The organism is Octadecabacter sp. R77987, assembly GCF_042466115.1.
Lineage (GTDB): Bacteria > Pseudomonadota > Alphaproteobacteria > Rhodobacterales > Rhodobacteraceae > SW4.
The window spans coordinates 513,418-529,313 of sequence record NZ_JAXHBQ010000001.1 but is presented as its reverse complement, the minus strand read 5'-3'; the positions used below and the strand labels follow the sequence as shown (position 1 = coordinate 529,313).

At 62.3% G+C, this 15,896-nt stretch carries 18 protein-coding genes; 9 read left to right on the top strand and 9 right to left on the bottom strand.

What is annotated here, in order from left to right:
• Window positions 1-4 precede the first annotated feature (4 nt).
• The 3 genes from SJY21_RS02670 to soxR are packed head-to-tail and all read right to left on the bottom strand — an operon-like array spanning window position 5 to window position 2,477.
• Window positions 5-814: an isocitrate lyase/phosphoenolpyruvate mutase family protein gene (locus SJY21_RS02670; protein WP_377505809.1), complete on the bottom strand. Its 810-nt coding sequence runs from the start codon at window positions 812-814 to the stop codon at window positions 5-7.
• A complete protein-coding gene (locus tag SJY21_RS02665; protein ID WP_377505806.1) occupies window positions 811-2,001 on the bottom strand; it encodes a pyridoxal phosphate-dependent aminotransferase in 1,191 nt (396 codons plus the stop codon). The genes SJY21_RS02670 and SJY21_RS02665 overlap by 4 nt, the downstream gene beginning before the upstream one ends.
• Window positions 2,002-2,033: 32 nt before the next feature.
• Window positions 2,034-2,477, bottom strand: coding sequence for a redox-sensitive transcriptional activator SoxR (gene soxR, locus SJY21_RS02660; RefSeq protein ID WP_377505803.1), 444 nt, complete (start codon window positions 2,475-2,477; stop codon window positions 2,034-2,036).
• A gap of 67 nt (window positions 2,478-2,544) precedes the next feature.
• Here soxR and SJY21_RS02655 point away from each other — a divergent pair, with 67 nt between their 5' ends.
• Window positions 2,545-2,931 (top strand): VOC family protein, encoded by a 387-nt coding sequence (locus SJY21_RS02655; RefSeq protein WP_377505800.1) that lies wholly within the window; start codon window positions 2,545-2,547, stop codon window positions 2,929-2,931.
• A gap of 80 nt (window positions 2,932-3,011) precedes the next feature.
• Here the strand turns inward: SJY21_RS02655 and SJY21_RS02650 are convergent, their stop codons facing one another.
• The 3 genes from SJY21_RS02650 to SJY21_RS02640 are packed head-to-tail and all read right to left on the bottom strand — an operon-like array spanning window position 3,012 to window position 4,435.
• Window positions 3,012-3,344: an MmcQ/YjbR family DNA-binding protein gene (locus tag SJY21_RS02650; RefSeq protein ID WP_377505797.1), complete on the bottom strand. Its 333-nt coding sequence runs from the start codon at window positions 3,342-3,344 to the stop codon at window positions 3,012-3,014.
• Window positions 3,341-3,871, bottom strand: a complete 531-nt coding sequence (locus tag SJY21_RS02645; protein WP_377505790.1) for a GNAT family N-acetyltransferase — start codon at window positions 3,869-3,871, stop codon at window positions 3,341-3,343. Before SJY21_RS02645 ends, SJY21_RS02650 begins: the two co-directional genes overlap by 4 nt.
• A 45-nt stretch (window positions 3,872-3,916) precedes the next feature.
• Window positions 3,917-4,435, bottom strand: coding sequence for a hypothetical protein (locus tag SJY21_RS02640; RefSeq protein WP_377505787.1), 519 nt, complete (start codon window positions 4,433-4,435; stop codon window positions 3,917-3,919).
• Between the two features lie 77 nt (window positions 4,436-4,512).
• On the opposite strand from SJY21_RS02640, the gene SJY21_RS02635 reads away from it, so the two are divergent.
• The 4 genes from SJY21_RS02635 to SJY21_RS02620 all read left to right on the top strand — a co-directional run bounded on the left by SJY21_RS02635 (window position 4,513) and on the right by SJY21_RS02620 (window position 9,187).
• Window positions 4,513-5,040, top strand: a complete 528-nt coding sequence (locus SJY21_RS02635) for a DUF1697 domain-containing protein (protein WP_377505784.1) — start codon at window positions 4,513-4,515, stop codon at window positions 5,038-5,040.
• A gap of 151 nt (window positions 5,041-5,191) precedes the next feature.
• Window positions 5,192-6,631 carry a cysteine--tRNA ligase gene (gene cysS, locus SJY21_RS02630; RefSeq protein WP_377505781.1) on the top strand — a complete coding sequence of 480 codons (1,440 nt, stop codon included), beginning with the start codon at window positions 5,192-5,194 and terminating at the stop codon, window positions 6,629-6,631.
• Between the two features lie 178 nt (window positions 6,632-6,809).
• Window positions 6,810-8,429 carry a citramalate synthase gene (gene cimA / locus SJY21_RS02625; protein ID WP_377505778.1) on the top strand — a complete coding sequence of 540 codons (1,620 nt, stop codon included), beginning with the start codon at window positions 6,810-6,812 and terminating at the stop codon, window positions 8,427-8,429.
• Window positions 8,426-9,187, top strand: coding sequence for a squalene/phytoene synthase family protein (locus SJY21_RS02620; RefSeq protein ID WP_377505775.1), 762 nt, complete (start codon window positions 8,426-8,428; stop codon window positions 9,185-9,187). The genes cimA and SJY21_RS02620 overlap by 4 nt, the downstream gene beginning before the upstream one ends.
• Here the strand turns inward: SJY21_RS02620 and SJY21_RS02615 are convergent.
• Genes SJY21_RS02615 through cobA form a run of 3 tightly spaced genes read right to left on the bottom strand, consistent with a single transcriptional unit; the run spans window position 9,184 to window position 12,575 of the window.
• Window positions 9,184-10,419: an MFS transporter gene (locus SJY21_RS02615; RefSeq protein ID WP_377505772.1), complete on the bottom strand. Its 1,236-nt coding sequence runs from the start codon at window positions 10,417-10,419 to the stop codon at window positions 9,184-9,186. The two genes, SJY21_RS02620 and SJY21_RS02615, sit on opposite strands and share 4 nt — an antisense overlap.
• 27 nt (window positions 10,420-10,446) lie before the next feature.
• Window positions 10,447-11,724, bottom strand: coding sequence for a cobyrinate a,c-diamide synthase (locus SJY21_RS02610; protein WP_377505769.1), 1,278 nt, complete (start codon window positions 11,722-11,724; stop codon window positions 10,447-10,449).
• Window positions 11,724-12,575 (bottom strand): uroporphyrinogen-III C-methyltransferase, encoded by an 852-nt coding sequence (cobA, locus tag SJY21_RS02605; protein WP_377505766.1) that lies wholly within the window; start codon window positions 12,573-12,575, stop codon window positions 11,724-11,726. The genes SJY21_RS02610 and cobA overlap by 1 nt, the downstream gene beginning before the upstream one ends.
• A 97-nt stretch (window positions 12,576-12,672) precedes the next feature.
• On the opposite strand from cobA, the gene SJY21_RS02600 reads away from it, so the two are divergent.
• From SJY21_RS02600 to SJY21_RS02585, 4 genes are read left to right on the top strand one after another with little or no spacing between them, the layout of a single operon-like run.
• The gene (locus SJY21_RS02600; protein ID WP_377505763.1) at window positions 12,673-13,716 is read left to right on the top strand and encodes a cobalt-precorrin-5B (C(1))-methyltransferase; all 1,044 of its coding nucleotides are present in this window, start codon (window positions 12,673-12,675) and stop codon (window positions 13,714-13,716) included.
• Complete coding sequence (locus tag SJY21_RS02595) at window positions 13,713-14,441, top strand: cobalt-precorrin-6A reductase (protein WP_377505760.1); 729 nt, start codon at window positions 13,713-13,715, stop codon at window positions 14,439-14,441. The genes SJY21_RS02600 and SJY21_RS02595 overlap by 4 nt, the downstream gene beginning before the upstream one ends.
• Window positions 14,423-15,067: a DNA-3-methyladenine glycosylase family protein gene (locus SJY21_RS02590; RefSeq protein ID WP_377505757.1), complete on the top strand. Its 645-nt coding sequence runs from the start codon at window positions 14,423-14,425 to the stop codon at window positions 15,065-15,067. The genes SJY21_RS02595 and SJY21_RS02590 overlap by 19 nt, the downstream gene beginning before the upstream one ends.
• Window positions 15,064-15,732, top strand: a complete 669-nt coding sequence (locus SJY21_RS02585; RefSeq protein WP_377505754.1) for an alpha/beta hydrolase — start codon at window positions 15,064-15,066, stop codon at window positions 15,730-15,732. The genes SJY21_RS02590 and SJY21_RS02585 overlap by 4 nt, the downstream gene beginning before the upstream one ends.
• Window positions 15,733-15,896: the final 164 nt, after the last annotated feature.

Sequence of the window (15,896 nt, the reverse complement as noted above, 5' to 3'; positions counted from 1 at the left end):
CGCATTATTCCTTTGTCAGTAATGCGTCCACGATACTCCCATTCATGCCATTTCCAAGGGGGTTAAAATCACCTGCGTCAAACATGGCCTTGGCCGCATCGTGAATGGTGCGGTGGGTGGCGCGCGCCAATGACGACCCAAGCGACAAGCGCGTCACGCCAATGGCGGCAAAATCGGCACGGCTTTGTGTGGCGTAGGGACCGGCCACAAGCGCGTTCACCGGCTTGTCGGTTTCAGCGACGATCCGCGCCAGATCATCCATGGTTGCAGGCAGGGGCGCATAAAGGCAATCCGCACCAGCTGCGGCAAAGGCTTGCAGACGCCGGAGCGCCTCGGTGATGTCATAGGCACCGATCATGATGCCATCGGCGCGGGCCGTCAGGATGAAGTCATGGGGCAAGGCGCGTGCGGCGGCAGCGGCAGCGCGGATTTTCGCGACCGCCAGATCAAAGCCATAGACGGTATCGCCGCCAAAGGGCACATCCTCGATGCAGATGCCCGCAAGACCGACCTGCGCAGCCATGCGCACGGTTTCGGCGGTGCCTTCGGGGGTGTCGCTATTGCCGTTCTCGAAATCACCCTGCACGGGAACGTTAACAGCCGCGACGATCTCAGCGGCGTGGGCCAGTGCCTGATCACGGGTCACGGTCCCGTCGGGCTGGCCAAGCGTGAAGGCATGGGCCGCCGACGATGTTGCAATGGCCTCTGCGCCCATGGCCGCCAGCATTCTGGCCGATCCGATATCCCATGCATTGGCAAGGATGAATGCACCGCCCTTGTCGTGTAGCGCGCGAAACTGTTGGCCCATGCTCATGCTGTTTCTCCTGTGGCAAGGGTTGCGGCAAAGCCGATCAACCGTGTCATTGCGTCAACGAAAACGTCATCATCCACGGTCATCGCCACGCGGATATGGCCTGCGGCCGCTGCGCCAAAGCTTTCACCGGGCATGACGGCGATCTGTTCACCGTCAAGCAGGGCGTTGCCGAAATCCTCGCCCGACATGCCCGTCGCGCGAATATCGAGCATCACATACATCGCGCCCTGGATCGGGGCGGCGTGCACCACGTTTTGTTTGGCCAGCAGGTCGCGCGTCAAAAGGCGGCGGCGGCGGAACGGGGCGGCGACCTGTTCTTCGACGCTCGCACCCTGACCCAGCGCAAAGGTGGCCGCGTCTTGAATATAGCCCGGCACGCCGTAAGTTGTGTGGGTGGACAGGGTGATCAGATAATCAATCACGTCTTCGGGGCCACAGACCCAGCCCACGCGGCTGCCGGTCATCGCGTGGCTTTTGGACATGGAGCCGACCACAAGCGTGCGCTGCGCCATGTCGGGCAGGGCGCGGGGCGAGATATGCGCGCCCTCCCAGATCTGGCTGTCATAGACTTCGTCCGAGATCAGCCACATGTCATTGTCGATCGTGGCGCGCGCTATCTCTTGCAGAGTGTCGGCGGTATAGACAGCACCTGTGGGGTTGTTGGGCGAATTGATCAGCAGGCTTTTGGCATGTGTTGCCTTGGCCGCGGTGTCAATATCTGCGCCGCGCGGCTGAAAGCCCCGTGCAGCCTCGGCTGGCACCGTTTGCGGGATGCCGCCCACGGCGCGGATCGTGCCGGGGTAGGTGGCGTAATAGGGGTCGATGAACAACCCTGTGTCGCCCGCGTCCAGCATCGCATTGTGGCTGGCAAACAGCGCCGATTGCCCGCCCGGCGTGATGGTAACGTTGCGCGCCGTTGTGGGCACGCCGCTTTGGGCGGTGATGCGCGCTGCCACGGCCTCGCGCAGGTCGCGCGTGCCGGGAATCGCCGCATAGCCGGTGTGGCCCGATCTGGCGGCCTCGTGCATGGCGTCCAATATGTCGGCGCTGGTGCGGATGTCGTGTTCGCCAACTGTCAGTTCGATGATTGGCGCACCTGCCTCTTTCAGCGCGCGGGCGCGAAAATACAGATCCCAGCCGCCCGAACCGCCGCCGGTGATGTCCTGGATACGTTGCGATAATTTCATTTGCGCAGGGAAGCCGTTTTGGCGCGGCAATGTCAATCCGCCGTGTCACCCATCAAATAGCGCGGGCCGGTGCCGTGGCGTGCCGCGCGGTCAGCCGGATTATAAAGCGCGCAGGTGTCCAGTGACAGGCAGCCGCAGCCGATGCAGCCATCCAGTTTGTCACGCAGGGTTTCAAGGGCGGCAATTCGCGCGTCGATGTCACGGCGAAAGCCTTTGGATATGCGGGTCCAGTCGGCGCGGCTGGGGGCCTTGTGGGCCGGAAGGCGCGCCAGATGTTGCGCGATATCGGACAGGGCAAACCCCATGCCCGTGGCCGCCATCACAAAGGACAGCCGCCGGATATCGGCGCGGCCATAGCGGCGATGCCCGCCCGCATTGCGCAGGGGCGCGACGATCCCGTGGGTTTCGTAAAAGCGGATCGCCGAGACAGCCAACCCCGTGCGCGCCGCCAGGTCACCAATGGAAAGCCCTGACATGAAAAACCTCTTGATCTCAAGTTAACTTGAGAAATTACACATGAGTCGTCAAGCAAAGGAGAACCCAATGGCACATCTGGAACACGTCAACGTCACCGTCGCCGACCCGCGCAAGACCGCCGCGCTGCTGGCCGATCTGTTTGGCTGGCACACCCGTTGGGAGGGCAGCGCAATCAACGGTGGTTTCACGGTGCATGTGGGCAGCGCTGACAGCTATGTGGCGCTTTATACCGGTCCGGCTGGCGGCAAGGACCAGATCGCGGCGGATAATTCGTATCTGCAACGCGGTGGGCTGAACCATATTGGCGTGGTGGTCGATGATCTGGACGCGGTGGAGGCCGCCGTGAAGGCGCGCGGGTTCACCCCGCACAACCATGGCGATTATGAACCCGGACGGCGGTTTTACTTCAACGATGCCGATGGGGTCGAGATCGAGGTGGTAAGTTACGCCTGAGGGCGTCGCCCGGCACGCGGGCAGGGGGGCGCTGCCCCCCGTCTGCGACTCCCCCCGGAGGTATTTTTGAACAAAAGAAGTTAAAGACTGTCGCGGGTTTTTTTGGGCAGGGACGCGCGGATGATGTCATAGGAGGTTTGCAGACGGTGGCGCAATTCGCCCAATGGCGCATCCAGCGAAACCAGCACCCATGAGCGGTGGAAATAGGGTGCCTTGGTCGCCGCGCCCGCGTCGATCAGCATTTGTGCGGTGTCCACGCTGTCGGTTTTCGTGCAGACCCCGTTGATCCGTTCGCCGTAAGTGGCGAACATCTTGCCGCCGACTTTCCACGAGTCCAGCTCGCCCTCGGTCGGGTCGGCGCGGGTGGCACCGGGGAAGCTGGCGCAGATGTCGTCGGCGGTTTGGCGGGTCATGGGTGTTGTCCTTTCGGGCGGGGCAGGCGGTAGTGGAATTCGTCGCTGGCGCTGCCTTTGAAAGGATCGGCGTTCGGGATCGTCGCGATGCGGGTGAAGCCAATCCGTTCGATCAGCGCGATTGACGCGGTGTTGCGGGTGTCGATCAGCGCGTCGATGGCCGGGGTTCGGGTGGTTGCGAAAGTGTCGGCGATCACTGCGCGGCAGCCTTCTGTTGCATAGCCTTTGGTTTGGTGCGGTGTCAGGATCATATAGGCAAGCAAGGACGGGGCGCGATCCATCACGGTGATTTGGATCGTGCCGATTGGCGTATCATTGGCAAAGGCTGTCCAGTTCAGCCAGCGTACTTGGCTGTCGTCCTCTGGGCCTGCGCAGAGTTGGGTGAAGCGCGCCCGCAGTGCGGCAATATCGGGGTAGGGGTCGTCGGGTTGAAAGGTATAGAGGGCGGGATCCGAAAGGCCTGCGAACAGCGCCGTTGCATGGTCGGGCGTAAGGGGTATGAGCGACAGTCGGGCGGTTTGGATCATGCGGCCAGCTTAGGGGCTGGTTGCGGGTTTGGCCAGATTCAGCGACTAGGTTTCTTGAAGCCAGCCATGTTCAACGAGAGCATCACGCACTTTTGCAAGGTCGTCGCTTTTCAAAGAAAAATGTGAGTCGTCTTCAAAGTTGACCCAGTCATCTGACGCCCAAATTATGACGCCATCGATCTTATTAGTGCTGCCGGCGAGTGCCAGATCGAGAACTCTTGCTGTCTTTGTGGGGCCCCAAGGCAATATAATACGCTTACTGTCGAAAACGCCGGATCGGGCGTAGATTTTGCGGGCCTTTCGAATAACTGGTGCATACTTTTTTGTTTCGTTTTGCGCCAAAATCAGCGTAAGCCCATCGCTGATTTCTATGGTCGTCTTTGTATTTCGTTGGAGAGGGGGCCAACGCCAGTAGTCGCTGTTTTGGCCTGATGTAACGCTCGCTCCGAGCAGAAACGCGAATACAAGCAGCAGAAATCTGGCGTCATCGCCAAAGAAGAACGTCATGAACGACAGTGCGGCGAGACCAAGAAAAAGATAGTTTAGAACAGGCCGTTTTTTCATTCTGAACGTTTACCCTTTGCCCTTTTACGCAATCCTAGGGGCTGGTTGCGGGTTTGGCCATGTTTTAGGATCGTCGGATGAGTGATCTGGATCAGATGTATGTCGCGCTGCTGCGCGGGGTGAATGTCGGGGGCAACAACAAGGTTTCCATGGCTGATTTACGCGTGCTTGCTGGTGGTCTGGGCTGGCAGGATGTGCGCAGCTATATCGCCAGTGGCAATCTTGTGTTTCGCGCCGCCGCGCCACGGGCGGCGGATTTACGCGCAGCGGTGGTGGCGCAGATGGGCATTGATGTGCCGGTGCAGATTGTCACGGGTGATACGCTGCGCCGCGCCCTGAATGATTGCCCATTCACGCCCGATGATCCGCGCCATGTGCATGTGTTCTTTGCCCTTGGCAGGGTTGATCTGGACGACGTGTGCCTTGCGGCCCTGTCCGCCCCACGCGAGGAGGTCAGGATCGCGCCCGATCTGGTCTGGTTGTTCGCGCCTGACGGGATCGGCCGTTCCAAACTGGCCGCGGGGATGGAAAAGGTCATGCGTTGCCCGCTGACCGCGCGCAACCTGCGCACGATCCAGACCCTTGTGGAAATGCTGGACGGATAGCGCGCCACCTGCTATCCCACCCCCATGAAGAGCATTTGTATCATCGCCTGCATCATTATCTGCTGACATTCGTCACGCGGGCCGCTCTTTCACGTTTATCCTGAACAGTTAAGTTGCTAAGTCCGCGGGCGAGAACCGTTCAAGGACTGACATGACAACGATCCGTTTGCACAACACCAAGACCCGCCGGAAAGAGGAGTTCATCCCCCTCGATCCTGAAAACGTGCGGATGTATGTCTGTGGCCCGACGGTCTATGACCGCGCCCATCTGGGCAATGCGCGCCCTGTGGTGGTGTTTGATGTGCTGTATCGGCTGCTGCGCCATGTGTATGGCGCCGATCACGTGACCTATGTGCGCAATTTCACCGATGTGGATGACAAGATCAACGCGCGCGCCGCCGCTACGGGGCGCGATATTCGCGACATCACCGACGAGACGATCGACTGGTATCATGCGGATATGGAGGCGCTTGGCACCCTGCGCCCCGATCAGGAACCCCGCGCGACCGAGTTTATCGCGCCGATGGTGGCGATGATCGCCGATCTGGTCGCCAAGGGGCACGCCTATGAGGCCGAGGGACATGTGCTGTTCGCGGTCGAGAGTTACGCGAATTATGGCGCGCTGTCGGGCCGGTCGATTGACGACATGATCGCTGGTGCGCGGGTCGAGGTCGCGCCCTACAAGCGCAATCCGATGGATTTCGTGCTGTGGAAGCCGTCGGATGATCAGACTCCGGGGTGGGATAGCCCCTGGGGCCGTGGCCGTCCGGGCTGGCATATCGAATGTTCCGCGATGAGTTACGAATTGCTCGGTGCGTCGTTTGATATTCACGGCGGCGGCAATGATTTGCAGTTCCCCCATCATGAAAACGAGATCGCCCAGTCGGCCTGCGCCCACCCCGAAGGGGAATTCGCGCGCTATTGGCTGCACAACGAGATGTTACAGGTTGAAGGTAAGAAGATGTCCAAGTCTTTGGGCAATTTCTTTACCGTGCGCGACCTGCTGGATCAGGGGGTTCCGGGCGAGGTGATCCGGTTCGTGATGCTGGGCACGCATTATGGCAAGCCGATGGATTGGACCGAGGTCAAGCGGGCCGAGGCCGAGGCGACGTTGCGCAAGTGGTATGGTGTCCTGCACAGTCACGGGATGACGCCCGATGCCGTTGCAGCGCTGAAAAAAGCGGGCAAATGGGTGATGGACTCCGAATTCCTTGGGGTTCTGGCCAATGATCTGAATACCCACGGCGCCATGGCGCGCCTGCATGTATTGGCCAAGGCGCGCACAGCCGCAGGGCTTGCACCGTTTGCGGTCGGGCTGGAAGTGTTGGGCCTGATCGACGATTGGACCGCTTTGCCTGCGCTTGCGGGTAAGGCTGTTGCAGAACGCGCGGTTGAGGGCTGGGTTGATGAGGTCGTGGTGAACCTCTTGGACAAGCGCCAAGCCGCACGCGCTGCCAAGGATTTCGCCACCGCCGATCAGGTGCGCGATCTGCTGAATGCGGCTGGCGTGCAGGTAACGGATGTCGCGGGGCAGGCCAGTTGGCAGCCCGGTCCCGATTTCGACCCGTCCAAACTGGAGGATTTGCGATGAAACCCGCCAAGATGCGCAACCGGCGCGGATGCGCCATGCCCGACCTCCCCCCAGGGAGGGCATTCGTTCACCCTGCGTTGCGCCTACGTGGGCGGGAGTTCGTTGAGTTACCCTTGCCCCTTGTTTGGACGACCCTCCCCAGGTCGGGCATGGCGCATCCGCTCGAGAGGACAGCACTATGACCAAACAACGCCTCTACCTTTACGACACAACCCTGCGGGACGGGCAGCAGACCCAAGGCGTGCAGTTTTCCACGTCGGAAAAGCAGCAGATCGCGCTGGTGCTTGATACTCTTGGTCTGGACTATATCGAAGGCGGCTGGCCGGGCGCGAACCCCACCGACAGCGATTTTTTCGACGCCGCGCCGAAAACCCGCGCCACGATGACCGCTTTTGGCATGACCAAACGCAGCGGCCGCTCGGCTGATAACGACGATGTGCTGGCCGCCGTGATGAACGCGAACACGCCCGCCGTCTGTCTGGTCGGCAAGACCCATGATTTCCACGTGACCACCGCCTTGGGCATCACGCTGGACGAGAACCTCGAGAACATCGCCGCATCCATCAAACATCTGGTCGCACAGGGGCGCGAGGCGCTGTTTGACGCGGAACATTTCTTTGACGGCTATAAGGCCAACCGCGACTATGCGCTGGCGGCGGTCAAGGCCGCCCATGACGCGGGCGCGCGCTGGATCGTGCTGTGCGATACCAATGGTGGCACCTTGCCCCACGAGATTGGCGCGATTGTTGCAGACGTGATCGCCAGCGGCATTGCCGGTGAAAACCTTGGTATCCACACCCATAACGACACCGAAAACGCCGTGGCCAATTCGCTGGCCGCAGTGGACGCGGGCGTGCGACAGGTGCAGGGGACGTTGAACGGGTTGGGCGAGCGCTGTGGCAATGCCAACCTCACCTCGCTGATCGCAACCTTCCTGCTGAAGGAACCCTATGCCAGCACGTTTGAAACCGGCGTGACGCCTGAGGCCCTGACGGGATTGCGCCGCGCCTCGCGTCTGCTGGATGATATCCTGAACCGCGTGCCGCAGAAACAGGCACCCTATGTGGGCGCCAGCGCCTTTGCCCATAAGGCGGGCTTGCACGCCAGCGCCATCGCCAAAGACCCGACAACCTATGAACATATTGACCCGGCTTTGGTCGGCAACACGCGCATCGTGCCGATGTCGAATCAAGCGGGGCAATCAAACCTGCGCGAACGGCTGGCGCGCGCGGGGCTGGACGTGAAAAAGGGCGATCCGGCCCTGACCCGCATTCTTGATCGTATCAAGGAGCAAGAGGCGCGCGGCTATTCCTATGACACCGCACAGGCGAGTTTCGAGCTGCTCGCGCGCGAAGAACTGGGGCTGCTGCCGACGTTTTTCGAGGTGAAACGCTACCGTGTCACGGTAGAACGCCGCCGCAACAAGCGCGGCAAGATGGTGTCGCTCTCCGAGGCCGTGGTCGTGGTGAAAATCAACGGCGAACGGATGCTGAATGTCAGCGAAAGCCAAGGGCCGGATGGCTCTGATCAAGGTCCGGTGAACGCGCTCTCGCGCGCGCTCTCCAAGGATCTTGGCCCCTATCAGGCGGTGATCGACGACATGCATCTGGTCGATTTCAAGGTGCGCATCACCAACGGCGGGACCGAGGCCGTGACCCGCGTCATCATCGACAGCGAAGACGGGCAGGGGCGTAGCTGGTCGACCGTGGGCGTCAGTGCCAACATCGTCGATGCGTCCTTTGACGCGCTGCTGGATGCGATCAACTGGAAACTGGTGCGGGACGGGGCCACGGCATGAGCCTGAACGCCTGCGCGGCACTGGTTGAAAAGGGCGATCCCGACCGGTTCCTCGCGGCGATGTCCTGCGCACCGGATGCGCGCGCGGTGCTGTTCCCGCTTTATGCCTTCAACCTTGAAGTGGCGCGCGCGCCTTGGGTGACGCGCGAACCGCTGATCGCCCAGATGCGCTTGCAATTCTGGCGTGACGCGGTGGGGGATGTGATTGCGGGCAAGCCTGCGCGCGCGCACGAAGTCGCGGGGCCGCTGGCGCGGGTGATTACCGCGCACAACCTGCCCGTATCGCTGTTTTCCACGCTGATCACCGCACGGGAATGGGATATCGACGGGGCGCCGTTTGCGGCCGAAGAAGACGTGATCGCGCATATTGACCGCGGGGCGGGATCACTGGTGGTGCTGGCCGCGTTGGCCTTGGGTGCCACGGCCAGTGACGAGGGCGACTTGCGCGAAGCTGCCATCGCCGGCGGCATCGCCAACTGGTTGCTGGCGGTGCCGGCGTTGACTGCGGCGGGGCGCGCACCGCTGGCCCATGAAACACTGGCCGAGGTGCGTAACCTCGCCGATTACGGGCTGGGGATGATCGCCAAACATCGGCGGCGCGATTTCGGTGCGGCCAAAGCGGCCCTACGCGCCAACTGGCGCGCCCGTGACCTGCTGCGCGCGGCGCGCAAAGACCCGCAGGCGGTGCCGGACGGGCGGCTTGGCACATCGGAATTCAGGCGCAGGTTTTCTTTGCTGACAACAGCTTGGCGGCGCTAGGCGGTTGCGCCACGCGGGCGCATCACGAGCCAGATCAGCGCCCCACCCGCAAGCGCCAGCAGCGGCACCATGGCGATGTTCACGGCTGTCCAGCCTTCCACGGCCGTGCCACCGGAACAGTTCATCAACCCGCCTGACGCAAGCGAGGCGACCGTGACCATACCAAAGACGATAAAGTCGTTCATGCCCTGCACGCGGCCCCGTTCGTGGGGTTTATAGGCGCTGGCCAGCATGGTCGTCGCGCCGATGAAGCCGAAATTCCACCCGATCCCAAGCAGGACAAGGGCAACAAAAAAGTGTTCCAGTTCAACGCCCATCAGCCCCACAGCCCCCGCTGCCCCAAGGATCGCGAGGCCCAGCGCGATAATGGTGCGGGTGCCGAAACGGGCAATCAGATGGCCGGTGAAAAACGACGGCACGAACATCGCCAAAACGTGCGCCGAGACGATGTCGGACGCATTGCCGGTGGTAAACCCGCAGCCGACCACGGCCAGCGGAGTCGAGGTCATCACAAGGTTCATCAGCGCATAGGCGACCATGGCGCAGATGATCGCCACAAGGATCACAGGATCGCGCAAGAGTTCACGGCGCGAACGGCTTTGCGGGCTGTCGGCACTCATCACCGGTGGTTTCGGGATGTCGAGGAAGATGAACATCAGCATGCCCACCGCGTTGATTGCGATGGCGACCATATAGGTGCCGACGAAAGGCACGGCGGTGATATCGGTTGTCACTTTCACCAGCTGCGGGCCGATGATCGCGGAAATCAAACCGCCTGCCATGACATAGGAAATCGCCTTGGGGCGGAAGGCTTCTGACGCGGTATCAGCCGCGGCAAAGCGGAAAAAACCCTGCGCGGACATATAGATACCCGTGAGGTAGCTACCAACAAGAAACAGGTAGAAATTGCCGATCGACAGGGCATAAGCACCGATCAGCGAGCCGATCATTCCGCCGATTGCTCCAACAAAGAACCCGAACCGCCGCCCGCGCAACTGCATCATATGAGACAGCCATGGCGCGGTCGTCATCGACCCGAACACGATCATCGAAATCGGCAGGGTCGCAAAACACAAGGACAGGCCCGCGTTGCGCGCAAGTTGTTGCCCCGCCAACCCGCCAATCACGAAAATCATCGTGATCTGGCTGCCCAGAAAGGCCTGCGCGGCCACAAGGATCGCCACGTTGCGTTTCGCCTTGGCGTCATCAATTTGGGTGTTCATTTCAGTCATGGTGCTAGCGGTAGCCCTGTTGCAGGGTCATGGCAAGACGCGGTCGATCAGGTGCGCAAAGCTGCCGCAGGCACAGCCCTTGCACAGACCCATATCGGGCAGGACTGTCCCTTCCGCATCCGTGGCGCGAAACAGGGGCGCGCCGCGCGCGTGCAGGGTGGTGGCGTAATGAAATTCGTGGCCCGCCCAGCGGCCTGCCAGGGGTCCATGATTGCCAAGGAGGTGGCGATAGCCAAGGTGCAGTTTGCGTCGTTGGAATGATGTCGCCAGATCAAGTAGTCCCAGCATCTGATGGGCGGTGCCGCTAGCATCTGTAATGCTTTGCCCCATCACCATGTATCCACCACATTCTCCATATATATCAGTATTTTCAGCGGCCTTCTTCATCTTTTGCATGAAGGTTGATGCGCCTGCGATCTGCCCCGCGTGCAATTCAGGATAGCCACCCGGAAGAAAGATGAAATCCGCCTCTTGCGGCCCTTCATCCGCCAGAGGCGAAAAGAACGTCAGCTCGGCCCCTGCGGCGCGCCAGTCGTCCAGAACATGCGGATAGGCAAAGGCAAAGGCCTGATCACGGGCGATGGCGATGCGCTGTGCGGGGGGCGGGATGCGCGCGGCTGATGTGGCAGCAATGGACTGCGCGGAGGCAGCCAGCGCCAGCAGCGCCTCCATGTCCAAGCTCGCGCCCATCACATCCGCCGCGCGGTCCAGATAGGTCTCAAGATCAGCGCGCTCACTTGCCTGCACCAACCCCAAATGGCGGGACGGGTGGGCAAGGGTGGCATCGCGTGGCACGATGCCAAGGATTGCGATATCCTCGAACGAAAGGGCATGGCGCAACATCGCCTCGTGGCGCGGCGATCCGACATTGTTGAGGATCACGCCAGCCACCTTGACGCTCGGATCATATGCCGCAAATCCGGCGACCAAGGGCGCAACCGATCCGGCCATTTTCGCACAATCCACCACCAGCACCACGGGCAGGGACAGGTGGCGCGCAAGGTCAGCCGTTGCGCCGCGCCCTGCCGGTGGTGCACCGTCAAACAGGCCCATTGCCCCCTCGACGATCAGATCGCCGTGGCCTGCGGCAAGCGCGTGCAAGCGGTCGGGCGTCATCGCCCAAGCGTCCAGATTGACACACGGCGCGCCTGATGCAGCCTCGTGAAAACGCGGATCAATGTAATCGGGGCCGGACTTGGCGGAATGGATGGTGGCACCCATCCGCGTGGCGGCGCGCAAAAAACCCAATGTTACCGTGGTCTTGCCCGATCCCGACGATGGCGCGGCAAAGATCAGCCCGCCCATCAGGCGCTCTCGGCGGGGCGTCCACGACCCAAGGGATCAAGGTTGCGCGGGGCGATGCCATCCGCCTGACCCTGCCAATCCAGCACTTGGCGCATCAACACGGACCGGCCCACGCAGATGATCGCGGGCGGTTCCAGACCGGCGGCGGCGATGTCATCAACGATGGTCCCAAGGGTGGTTTCCAGCACTTGCTGGTCGGCGGTCGTGGCGGTGGTGACAACAGCGACAGGTTCGCCCAAGGGGCGGCCAGCAGCGATCAGTTCCGCCGCAATCCGCGCGATATGTTTCATGCCCATGTAGATCACGATCACCTGCGATCCGGTGGCAATCGCCTTCCAATCAAGCGAGGATGTCACATCGCCCGACTGGTCATGCCCCGTCACGAACGTTACCGACTGGTTGACATCGCGGTGGGTGACGGGAATGCCCGCATAGGCCAGCCCGCCAATCCCTGCGGAAATACCGGGAATGATCCGCACGGGGATGTCGTGCTGCACAAGGGTCTGCGCCTCTTCGCCGCCGCGCCCGAACACGAAGGGATCGCCGCCCTTGAGGCGCAGCACCTTTTTGCCTGCGCGGGCCAGATCGACCAGATGCAGAGAAATGTCGCGCTGTTTGGCGGATGGTTTGCCACCGCGCTTGCCTGCATAGATGTGTTCGGCTTGGGGGGCCCAGTCCAGAATGGCCTCTTGCACCAGCGCGTCATAGATCACCACATCGGCCTGACGCAGGGCATTGAGCGCATGCAGCGTCAGCAGGCCCGGATCGCCGGGGCCAGCACCGCACAGCCAGACCCAACCGGGCTGCATTTGCGGCCAGTCATGGGTGGAAGGGAGGTGCGAGTTGCTCATCCATCGGTTATGGCCCGACATGGCGCGCAGTGAAAGGTGGCAAACGACACCGGATTGCGGATTGGCGGCATCGCCACGCGCGGTTAAGGTCGCGCCAATGACACGCAAGCCAACAGGGGAATTGCGCCGGGGCTGGACCACGGGCGCTTGTGCCACCGCCGCCACCAAGGCGGCGTTGATGCGTCTGTGGGGCGGACAGTTTCCCGAAACCGTGTCCATCACCTTGCCCAAGGGCGAAACACCGGCCTTTGCGCTTGAGCATATGGACGCAGGCGATGGCTGGGCCGAGGCAGGGATCATCAAGGACGCAGGCGATGACCCGGATGTGACCCACGGCGCGCTGATCATCGCGCGGGTGGCCGCCTCGGCAGGTGGTGTGGTTTTCTATGCGGGCGAGGGCGTGGGGACCGTGACCAAGGCAGGCCTGCCCATCGGTGTCGGTGAACCGGCGATCAACCCTGTGCCGCGTGCAATGATGGATGAAGTCGTTGCGGAACTTGCGGGCGACTATGGCCAGCCACCTGATATTTCCATCACGATCAGCATCCCCAACGGAGCTGAAATCGCGCAGAACACGTGGAACCCGCGGCTGGGGATCACCGGCGGGCTGTCGGTGCTGGGGACGACGGGCATCGTGCGCCCCTTTTCCTGTGCGGCCTGGATTGCATCAATCCATCGGGGTGTCGATGTGGCACGTGCCACGGGGCAGGCGCATGTGGCGGGCTGCACCGGCAACATGTCGGAACAAACCGTGCAGGCGCTGCACGGGCTGCCCGATCACGCCATGCTGGACATGGGGGATTTCGCGGGGGGCATGCTGAAATATCTGGCGCGCCATCCGGTTGCGCGTGTCACCATCGGAGGCGGGATCGGCAAGATCACCAAATTGGCGCAGGGGGCGGTTGATCTGCATTCCGGGCGCAGCCAGGTGGATTTCGCCGCCTTGGCCGCGATGATGGATGATCCGCGCCTTGCGCAGGCCAATTCCGCGCTTGAGGCCTACGAGATTGCAGGGTCAGCGCTGGCGCAGGCGGTGGCTGATCTGGCGCTTTCACGGCTGCGCGCCGGATATGACGGGATGGAATTTGACGTCGTGATCATTGATCGCGCGGGCCGGATCATCGGGCAGGCCGGGCCATGAAGGTCTTGCTGCTGGCAGGCACAAGCGAGGCCAAGAAGATCGCTTGGGGGCTGGTCGGGCAGGGGGTGAACGCCGTTGCCTCGCTGGCCGGTGCCACGCGCGATCCCGAACCGCTGCCGCTGCCGACCCGTGTGGGGGGCTTTGGCGGGGCAGACGGGTTCGCCGCTTTTCTGGCCGAGGCAGGGATCACGGCTGTCATCGACGCCACGCACCCTTTCGCGGCGCGGATCACAAACCGCACGGCGGCAATCTGTGCTGCGCGGAGTGTCCCCTATGTGCAGGTGCTGCGCCCGCCGTGGCAGGCGGGCAAGGGCGACACATGGACCGAGATCGCGACCCCGCAGGATGCTGCCAGTATCATTCCGCCCACGGCGACCGTGTTTCTGGCCACGGGGCGGCAGACCTTGAACCAGTTCGCAGGCCTGGAAGGGCGGCGCGTGATCTGCCGCCAGATTGATCCGCCTACCGCGCCTTTTCCGTTTGAAGGCGGTGAATTCGTCATCAGCCGTCCACCGTTTTCCGTGACGCGCGAGGAGGAATTGTTTCTGGCGCTTGGCGTCGACTGGCTGGTGGTGAAAAACGCGGGCGGCAAGGCCAGCGCCACCAAATTGACGGCGGCGCGCAATCTGGGGATACCGGTGGCGATGATCGCACGGCCCGCCATGCCTGACGCCGCGCGGGTTGAAACGCCGGCGCAGGCTTTGGCATGGGTTGCGGCCCTGTGACGGGGCGGATCATTCGCAGCGCGGCGTGTGTGGCCGAAGGGGCGGCGTGGCTTGCCGCGCGCGAGCCGCGCATCGCGCAGGCGCTGGAGCGCACCGGCCCGCTGCCCCTGCGCCTGAAACCCGAAGGGTTTGCCGAATTGCTGAGCGCGATCATGAGCCAACAGGTCAGTGTGGCCTCGGCCCGCGCGATACAAACGCGGCTGCAAGACGCCGGGCTGGACGATCCGGTGCGTGTGGCAAAGGCCAGCGCGGATGATCTGCGCGCCTGCGGTCTTTCACGCCAGAAGATCACATATGCCCACGCCCTTGCGCACGCGGGAATTGATTTTGACGGGCTGCGCGCCTTGCCCGATGCCGAAGTGATCAAGACCCTGACCGCCGTATCAGGCATCGGCCCGTGGACCGCGGAAATCTATGCGATGTTTTCCCTGGGTCGCGCCGATGTCTTTGCCCACGGAGATCTGGCGCTGCAAGAAGGCGCACGGATGCTGTTCGATCTGCCAACGCGACCCAGCGAAAAAGACATGCGGGCAATGGCTGTCGCATGGTCGCCGTGGCGATCGGTTGCGGCGCGCTTGCTCTGGGCTTACTACAAGCTGGAAAAGGACAGGGAAGGGATATCATGACACGTGCTTTGACTGCTGGACGCCGCGACCCCGTTTCGGGTGAAACCCGTTCCGCCGTGATATTCCTGCACGGTTATGGCGCCAATGGCGCTGACCTGCTGGGGCTGGCGGACCCTTTGGGCGAACATCTGCCCGACACGCTGTTTCTGGCCCCCGATGCGCCCGAAGATTGCGCCGGAAGCCCGATGGGGTTCCAGTGGTTCCCGATTCCGTGGATTGACGGGTCAAGCGAGGAAGAATCCATGGAGGGCATGGCCCGCGCCGTGGCTGATCTGGACGCCTTCCTTGACGGGGTGATGGTTGACGAAGACCTGCTGCCCGAACAGGTCATGGTGTTCGGCTTTTCCCAAGGGACGATGATGGCGCTGCATGTGCTGCCACGCCGCGAAGACCCGGTTGCGGGCATTTGCGCCTTTTCGGGCCGGTTGTTGCAGCCCGAGGTGTTGCAGGACGAATTGTTGTGCCGCCCACCGGTGTTGCTGGTGCACGGCGACAGCGATGATGTGGTGCCCCCCGAAAGCCTGCCACAAGCCGCCGAAGCCTTGCAGGGCGCGGGCTGGAAGGAAGTCTATGCCCATGTGATGAAAGGCACCGGCCACGGGATCGCCATGGACGGGCTGGAAGTGGCACTGGCGTTCATGCGCCAGCGGCTGGGCTATTCGTAAGCACGCGATTGCGCCGCGTGGCCGGCGTCGCGATTGAGTATTTTTGAACAAAAGAAGCCGGGGGTCCGCGCATGTCGGTTCGGTCATGGCACATCTGGGGCTTGCCAGATTGTCAGCCCTATATATAGTCAAGGCATGGCAGCGGAGGGGCCGCTGCGCGGGAG

Bases quoted from the DNA above. Each gene is read 5' to 3' on its own strand.
- SJY21_RS02655 (WP_377505800.1), top strand. From the start codon at position 2,545: ATGGCACATCTGGAACACGTCAACGTCACCGTCGCCGACCCGCGCAAG.
- SJY21_RS02590 (WP_377505757.1), top strand. From the start codon at position 14,423: ATGGGTTGCGGCCCTGTGACGGGGCGGATCATTCGCAGCGCGGCGTGT.
- cimA (WP_377505778.1), top strand. From the start codon at position 6,810: ATGACCAAACAACGCCTCTACCTTTACGACACAACCCTGCGGGACGGG.
- SJY21_RS02595 (WP_377505760.1), top strand. From the start codon at position 13,713: ATGAAGGTCTTGCTGCTGGCAGGCACAAGCGAGGCCAAGAAGATCGCT.
- SJY21_RS02615 (WP_377505772.1), bottom strand. From the start codon at position 10,419: ATGACTGAAATGAACACCCAAATTGATGACGCCAAGGCGAAACGCAAC.
- SJY21_RS02635 (WP_377505784.1), top strand. From the start codon at position 4,513: ATGAGTGATCTGGATCAGATGTATGTCGCGCTGCTGCGCGGGGTGAAT.
- SJY21_RS02670 (WP_377505809.1), bottom strand. From the start codon at position 814: ATGAGCATGGGCCAACAGTTTCGCGCGCTACACGACAAGGGCGGTGCA.
- SJY21_RS02620 (WP_377505775.1), top strand. From the start codon at position 8,426: ATGAGCCTGAACGCCTGCGCGGCACTGGTTGAAAAGGGCGATCCCGAC.
- SJY21_RS02640 (WP_377505787.1), bottom strand. From the start codon at position 4,435: ATGAAAAAACGGCCTGTTCTAAACTATCTTTTTCTTGGTCTCGCCGCA.
- soxR (WP_377505803.1), bottom strand. From the start codon at position 2,477: ATGTCAGGGCTTTCCATTGGTGACCTGGCGGCGCGCACGGGGTTGGCT.
- SJY21_RS02645 (WP_377505790.1), bottom strand. From the start codon at position 3,871: ATGATCCAAACCGCCCGACTGTCGCTCATACCCCTTACGCCCGACCAT.
- SJY21_RS02600 (WP_377505763.1), top strand. From the start codon at position 12,673: ATGACACGCAAGCCAACAGGGGAATTGCGCCGGGGCTGGACCACGGGC.
- SJY21_RS02610 (WP_377505769.1), bottom strand. From the start codon at position 11,724: ATGGGCGGGCTGATCTTTGCCGCGCCATCGTCGGGATCGGGCAAGACC.
- cobA (WP_377505766.1), bottom strand. From the start codon at position 12,575: ATGAGCAACTCGCACCTCCCTTCCACCCATGACTGGCCGCAAATGCAG.
- SJY21_RS02665 (WP_377505806.1), bottom strand. From the start codon at position 2,001: ATGAAATTATCGCAACGTATCCAGGACATCACCGGCGGCGGTTCGGGC.
- cysS (WP_377505781.1), top strand. From the start codon at position 5,192: ATGACAACGATCCGTTTGCACAACACCAAGACCCGCCGGAAAGAGGAG.
- SJY21_RS02585 (WP_377505754.1), top strand. From the start codon at position 15,064: ATGACACGTGCTTTGACTGCTGGACGCCGCGACCCCGTTTCGGGTGAA.
- SJY21_RS02650 (WP_377505797.1), bottom strand. From the start codon at position 3,344: ATGACCCGCCAAACCGCCGACGACATCTGCGCCAGCTTCCCCGGTGCC.